Raw genomic sequence first — 6215 nt, 5'->3', positions numbered from 1 at the left:
TAACTTTTCTTTATTTTTCCAAAGTGGCTAACTTGTTCTTGCAATTTGCGGATATTTAATTTCATTAAGGTAACCTCAAAAATAATTTTTGATTTTTTGAATATTGATATTCTTTATCGACTGCTTTTTGAGCAACCAAATTAAGATAATTGAATGGTTCATCAAAATTAGGTGAGAAGAGCATGTCGAGATAAGCTAATTGGTCGATGGTATTTTTATTCTGGATGATGACTGAAATAGTATTGGCTGATTGGGAGACCTCATGTTCACTCATCAATTGGGCTCCTAGAACTTGATGTGATTTACGATCATAAACTAATTCGATACTAACTTTAGCATTAGTAGGCATAAAATCAGGTCGATAGTTGCTTTCAAAAAAGACTTCCTGGGCATCAAAATTTTCATTTAAAGCCTCGTGTAAAGTCAGACCAGTACTGGCAACAGTGTTTCCAAATACTAGCATACCTGTTGTAGCTTGAGTACCAATGGTCTTAAATTTTGGTTCAATCACATTGGCTCCAGCTAAAGCGCCTTGTCTGATAGCATGTGATGCTAAAGGAATATATTTGGAATTAAGAGTTGGATTATAATGAACTTCGGTAACATCACCAGCTGCAAAAATATCAGGATCAGATGATTGCATGTATTCGTTGGTCATGATGGCACCATTTTTAGCCAATTCAACTTGTCCTTTGAGTAAGTCAGCTTGCGGTAAAACACCAGGACAGATCGTAACTATGTCGACTAGATAGTCACCAGCACTAGTTTTAACTAGCACTTTACCATCGTCGGTTTCGTTAAAGCGAGTCACCACGGTATTAGTCATTACTTTGACGTTATTGTCTAGTAGTAATTTTTTGACTTTTTGAGCGATAGTTATATCAAGATATTGGTTCAGTAATTGTTCTTTACGTTGGAAGAGAATAACTTGGTGACCGGATTTTAAATAACCTTCGGCAAGTTCAACACCAGAATATCCTCCTCCTAAGATAGCAATTGTCTTGGCATTTTTTGATGCTTTGTAAAGCTCTTGAGCTTGGTCGCAAGTTTTACAAAGCATTACTTTAGTACTTTCAATACCGGGAATCACAGGAATCGTAGTTTTAGAACCAGTCGTCATAATTAATTTATCATATGTATCATGGATGAATTCCTTTGTTTGGAGATCTTGAGCCAAAATAGTATGATTTTTGCCATCGATTTCGATAACGTCATGTTGCATCCGCATTTGAACACCTTTTTTAATGAATTGTTCTGGATTAGCATACATTGCTTCATCAAGATTTTTAACGGAGCCAGCGATATGTAAATATGTAGCACAAGATAGATAGGATATATTCCGATTGCGCTCATATACTGCTATGGTTGCATCGGGATAATACTTTAAACATTGATTTATAGCGGCGATACCAGCATGAGTACACCCAACTATGACTATTTTCATTGAATTACCACAACTTTTCTTTTAATATCCAAATATAAATATTTCGTTAATTGGATTATACTAAAAGTATATACGTTTTTACTATAAAAAGTAAATATATCGTTTTGATATATAGGAAAGAATTGAGATTATGAATGAAATTTATCGTTATTTTGTACAACCACAAATTGATATAAAGACCGACACGATTTACGGTTATGAATTATTGATTAAGCAATTGACTCCAGAAGGGTGGCGTTTGCCAAAATCCTTTTCTGAGATCAGCACGGAAATGACTTCTAAATTGTTGGTAGAGACGACAAAGATTCTCGGGCTCAAAGTAGATTATTGCTCAGTTAATGTTAATCGCGAACAATTGCTAGATACGAGGATGGAAGAAGCCATCATAAAAAGCCAATTACAGTTGTTTCCAACCAAGGTAGTTGTCGAATTGACGGAAGAAGAGGGTCCCAAGAAATATTCTGATGCTTATTTGATTCCTCATCTACGAAATTTCATGGAGCATGGGATGCAAATTTCTTTGGATGATGTTGGTACGGGTGACAATAGCCTAGAGGAGATTAGAAGCTTTTTGCCGATGGCCTCTGAATTAAAATTTGCACTTCAAAACTTCAATTCACAAAATGAAGATCCAGAATTACAGAAAAAGTTGATTATGTGGCAAGGAATTAGTCAAGAATATGGTCAACGTTTGATATTGGAAGGAATTGAAGATGATAAGGATGCCAAAATGAGTAGTAATCTGGGAATCAACTTACGACAAGGTTATTATTATGGCAAGCCTGAATTATTATCATTACCAGGAGATGAACAATATTATAAAAAATAATAATTTTTATTGTAGAGGAGCCATCATATGTTTTGGATAATTATTATGCTGGTTGCGGCAATGATGGCGGGCTTTGTTCAGGGTGTGACTGGTTTTGGGTCGGGTATCGTGATGATGGTTTTTTTGCCGCATCTATTGCCAATCAATCAAAGCGCTGGGGTCTCGACATTAACGATGGTCGTTGCTAATGTGATGGTCGTTTGGCATTATCGAAAGTATTTTGAATGGCGCAAGATAATCAAACCATTTTTGATCTATATTTCAATGGCAATAATTTCACTGCATTTGAGTAGCAATCTGCCAGCTTGTCACTTGAAGTTACTTTTGGGATTACTATTAGTGACCTTATCTTTATATTACGTATTTATGAATTGGAAATCGATTACTATTAGTAAGATTCCGTTGTTTGTTATGATTATTTTTGCCTTGATTTCAGGATTCTTCAATGGAATGTTTGGAATCGGTGGGCCATTGATGGCATTATACTTTCTGACGATTTCTGATACTAAGGAGAAATATCTTTCAAGCATTCAAACATTCTTCTTGATCGATACCTTTATTATGACTAGCTTACGTTTTGCTAATGGTATTTTGTCGTTGAATAATTTAAAATTTGTAGCCGTGGGAATAATAGGATCAATTATTGGAACATTCATTGCTAATAGATTAGTGAGCCATTTAAATATTAGTTTTATGAAAACTTTGATTTATATCTTTATTGGATTAAGTGGGATTTATTATATTGCCATGGCATTGTGATAAATCTCTTGCATCAGTTGAAAATAGTCCGTATAATGCACATTAACTATGTTTATGAAATGAGGATTATATATTTGATTACTGTTAATGACGTAAGTTTGCACTTTGCCGACCGAAAGCTATTTGAAGATGTAAATATCAAATTTGCACCCGGTAACTGTTATGGCTTGATTGGTGCTAATGGTGCCGGTAAATCAACTTTCTTGAAAGTTTTGTCTGGGGAAATTGCACCTTCAACTGGTTCAGTTAAACTTGGACCTAACGAACGTCTGGCAACTTTGAAACAAAACCACTTTGATTATGATGACTATACAGTTATGGAAACTGTCATTATGGGACACACTGACTTGTATGAAATCATGCAAGAAAAAGATGCTATTTATATGAAACCTGATTTTAGTGAAGAAGACGGTCTAAGAGCTGCCGATCTTGAAGCAAAATTTGGTGAAATGGGCGGCTGGGAAGCAGAAGGTGAAGCTTCGCAAATGCTTCAAGGCTTGAATATTCCTGAAAGTTTACATCAAGAAAAAATGGCTAACTTAACTGCTGGTCAAAAGATTAAAGTTTTGTTGGCTCAATCGCTCTTTGGTCAACCTGATGTTTTGCTACTAGATGAGCCTACAAATGGTTTGGATGTTGACTCAATCGATTGGCTAGAAGAATTCTTGATCAACTTTGAAAATACTGTTATCGTTGTATCCCATGACCGTTACTTCTTGAATAAAGTTTGTACATACATGGCTGATCTTGATTACAGTAAGATTCAACTTTATGCAGGTAACTATGATTTCTGGCAACAATCTTCAGCTTTAGCTCAACAAATGAAACAAGATCAAAATGCTAAAAAAGAAGAAAAAATCAAAGAATTACAAGATTTTATTGCCCGTTTCTCGGCCAATGCATCTAAATCTAAGCAAGCCACTTCCCGTAAGAAAATGCTTGATAAGATTACTTTAGACGATATTCAACCTAGTTCCAGACGTTATCCATTTATCAAATTTGTCCCTAACCGAGAAATTGGTAATGACTTGCTACAAGTTAAGGATTTATCAGTTACTATCGATGGCAAGCAAATCTTGAAGAATGTTAGTTTTATTTTGAATAAAGACGACAAAGTGGCTTTCTTAGCTAAAAACGATATGGTCACAACAGCTTTATTCAAGGTCTTAACTGGTGAAATCACACCTGATTCTGGTACCGTTACTTGGGGAGTTACAACTAGCCAAGCTTACTTGCCAAAAGACTTCAACGCTATGTTTGATGAAGAAACATCAATTATCGATTGGTTGCGTCAATTTGCTGAAAAAGGCGAAGATGATGATACATTCTTGCGTGGATTCTTAGGTAGAATGTTGTTCTCTGGTGACGATGTTACTAAGATGGTCAACGTTTTATCCGGTGGTGAAAAAGTTCGTGTTATGTTGTCGAAGATGATGTTGTTGAAAGCTAACGTCTTGTTATTAGATGACCCAACTAATCATTTGGATTTGGAATCAATTACTGCCTTGAATGACAGTTTGATTGATTACAAGGGTTCAATTTTGTTTGCATCACATGATCACCAATTCATTCAAACAGTTGCTAACCGTTTGATTTACTTAACTGCTAATGGTGTGGTTGATCGTAGTGATACTACTTATGATGAATTTAGAAGTAATGAACAAGTTCAAGCTCAGATTAATGAGTTGGATAAATAATAATTAAGACTCAGAAGTCAGTTGATTTCCGGGTCTTTTTTTGTCGTATAATGATAACGCATACATAAAAATAGGAGGGCTAATCTTATGTCAAAAGTTATCATGTTGGCTTGTGCTGGTGGGATGTCAACTTCTTTATTAGTTACCAAAATGGAGAAAGCAGCAAAGAGAAGAAACGTTGATGTATCAATATTTGCAACGGCAGGATCGACTATTCCTGATGAATGTAAAAAATATAGTCCAGATGTTATTTTGTTAGGCCCTCAAATTCAATATTTATTTAAATTAGTTGTTAAGGAAGTTGATGTTCCGGTCGCGGTAATAGGTATGAAGGATTTTGGCACGATGGATGGTGAAAAGGTTTTGGATTTGGCTCTTTCCATGATTAAATGAGTTAATTATTTTACATTCTTTATAAATTGTCATTTACTTAGTCTTGAGGTAGAGTATGAAAAAATTTGAAGATTACTTTTCTAAAGAATCCAATTTACAAAGGTCACTTCAGGAAAAAGAAATAAATAAATTAAAACATTCAACAAAATTCTTGTATATTAATATATTCATTTATATTTTGATTACTATTATTGAATATTGGTTAGCTAAAGTTGGTAATTCTCAGGCACTGCGAGCTGATGCGCTAAACAATCTTTCGGGAGTTTTATCAACTGGAGTATTAATTTTTGGCATTAAAGAAGCAACCGATGTCGATGATGATGATATTCTTGGACGAGATTTGCCAAAGGAAAGTATTCGTAGTAAAAATTCGTTGCAGCTTTCCCGGTTTAGGTTGGAGACTGTTTTTACTTTAGTGACCAGCTTGATAATTATTTTGATTGCAATTCAAATTATTTATAGCGGTATAAAGGGGTTGCTAAATTTAAGCATTCTTGAAAGACCTAATCTTGTTTCTGCCATTGGCGCAAGTATCGCAACCGTTTTGATGTTAGTGGTCTGGTACATTAATTATCACAATGGAAAAAAGTTGAACAATTCTTCCTTACAAGCAGCTGCCAAAGATAGCATAGGAGATGTTGCAACCAGTTTTAGTACGATGATCACAGTTTTGATATCAATTGCTTTGAAAATATCATTTCTCGATAGCGTTGTAAGTGTAGTGATTGGATTATTTATTTTGTGGCAAGGAATTGTGATTTTTCAAGAAGCAGCTTTGAACTTGATAGATTACGTTGATCCTGTATTGGAAAAAAGCATGCGAAACGACATTAATAGTTTTGAAGAAGTCCTAGATGTGGTTGATTTAAGTAGTAGATATAATGGAAATATGTTAATTGTCGACATAATTATAAAAGTCGATGCAGAAGATACCGCAATGTTGATTTATCAATTAAAGGGTAAAATTAAGGATAAACTTTATCAGAAATACGATGTTTATGATGTGACACTTACTACTGTTCCCAAAAAATAAAAACACGGCGAATTTTATAATCAAGTTAGCCACCTTAAGAAAAAATAAATAAAAAAACAC

General features: G+C 34.6%; 6 protein-coding genes. 5 read left to right on the top strand and 1 reads right to left on the bottom strand.

Annotation, left to right across the window (positions count from 1 at the left end):
• Nucleotides 1–64 precede the first annotated feature (64 nt).
• A complete protein-coding gene (locus tag FC88_RS07605) occupies nucleotides 65–1444 on the bottom strand; it encodes an FAD-dependent oxidoreductase (protein WP_057814374.1) in 1380 nt (459 codons plus the stop codon).
• Between the two features lie 130 nt (nucleotides 1445–1574).
• On the opposite strand from FC88_RS07605, the gene FC88_RS07600 reads away from it, so the two are divergent.
• The 5 genes from FC88_RS07600 to FC88_RS07580 all read left to right on the top strand — a co-directional run bounded on the left by FC88_RS07600 (nucleotide 1575) and on the right by FC88_RS07580 (nucleotide 6155).
• Nucleotides 1575–2273 (top strand): EAL domain-containing protein, encoded by a 699-nt coding sequence (locus FC88_RS07600; RefSeq protein WP_057814372.1) that lies wholly within the window; start codon nucleotides 1575–1577, stop codon nucleotides 2271–2273.
• A gap of 27 nt (nucleotides 2274–2300) precedes the next feature.
• Complete coding sequence (locus tag FC88_RS07595) at nucleotides 2301–3032, top strand: sulfite exporter TauE/SafE family protein (protein ID WP_057814370.1); 732 nt, start codon at nucleotides 2301–2303, stop codon at nucleotides 3030–3032.
• Between the two features lie 74 nt (nucleotides 3033–3106).
• Complete coding sequence (locus FC88_RS07590; RefSeq protein WP_057814368.1) at nucleotides 3107–4729, top strand: ABC-F family ATP-binding cassette domain-containing protein; 1623 nt, start codon at nucleotides 3107–3109, stop codon at nucleotides 4727–4729.
• 87 nt (nucleotides 4730–4816) lie between these two features.
• Nucleotides 4817–5122, top strand: coding sequence for a PTS sugar transporter subunit IIB (locus tag FC88_RS07585; protein WP_057814366.1), 306 nt, complete (start codon nucleotides 4817–4819; stop codon nucleotides 5120–5122).
• 55 nt (nucleotides 5123–5177) lie between these two features.
• Nucleotides 5178–6155, top strand: a complete 978-nt coding sequence (locus tag FC88_RS07580; RefSeq protein WP_057814364.1) for a cation diffusion facilitator family transporter — start codon at nucleotides 5178–5180, stop codon at nucleotides 6153–6155.
• Nucleotides 6156–6215: the final 60 nt, after the last annotated feature.

It is taken from the genome of Companilactobacillus futsaii JCM 17355, assembly GCF_001435505.1.
GTDB lineage: Bacteria > Bacillota > Bacilli > Lactobacillales > Lactobacillaceae > Companilactobacillus > Companilactobacillus futsaii.
This window is presented reverse-complemented; position numbering and strand designations above follow the sequence as displayed.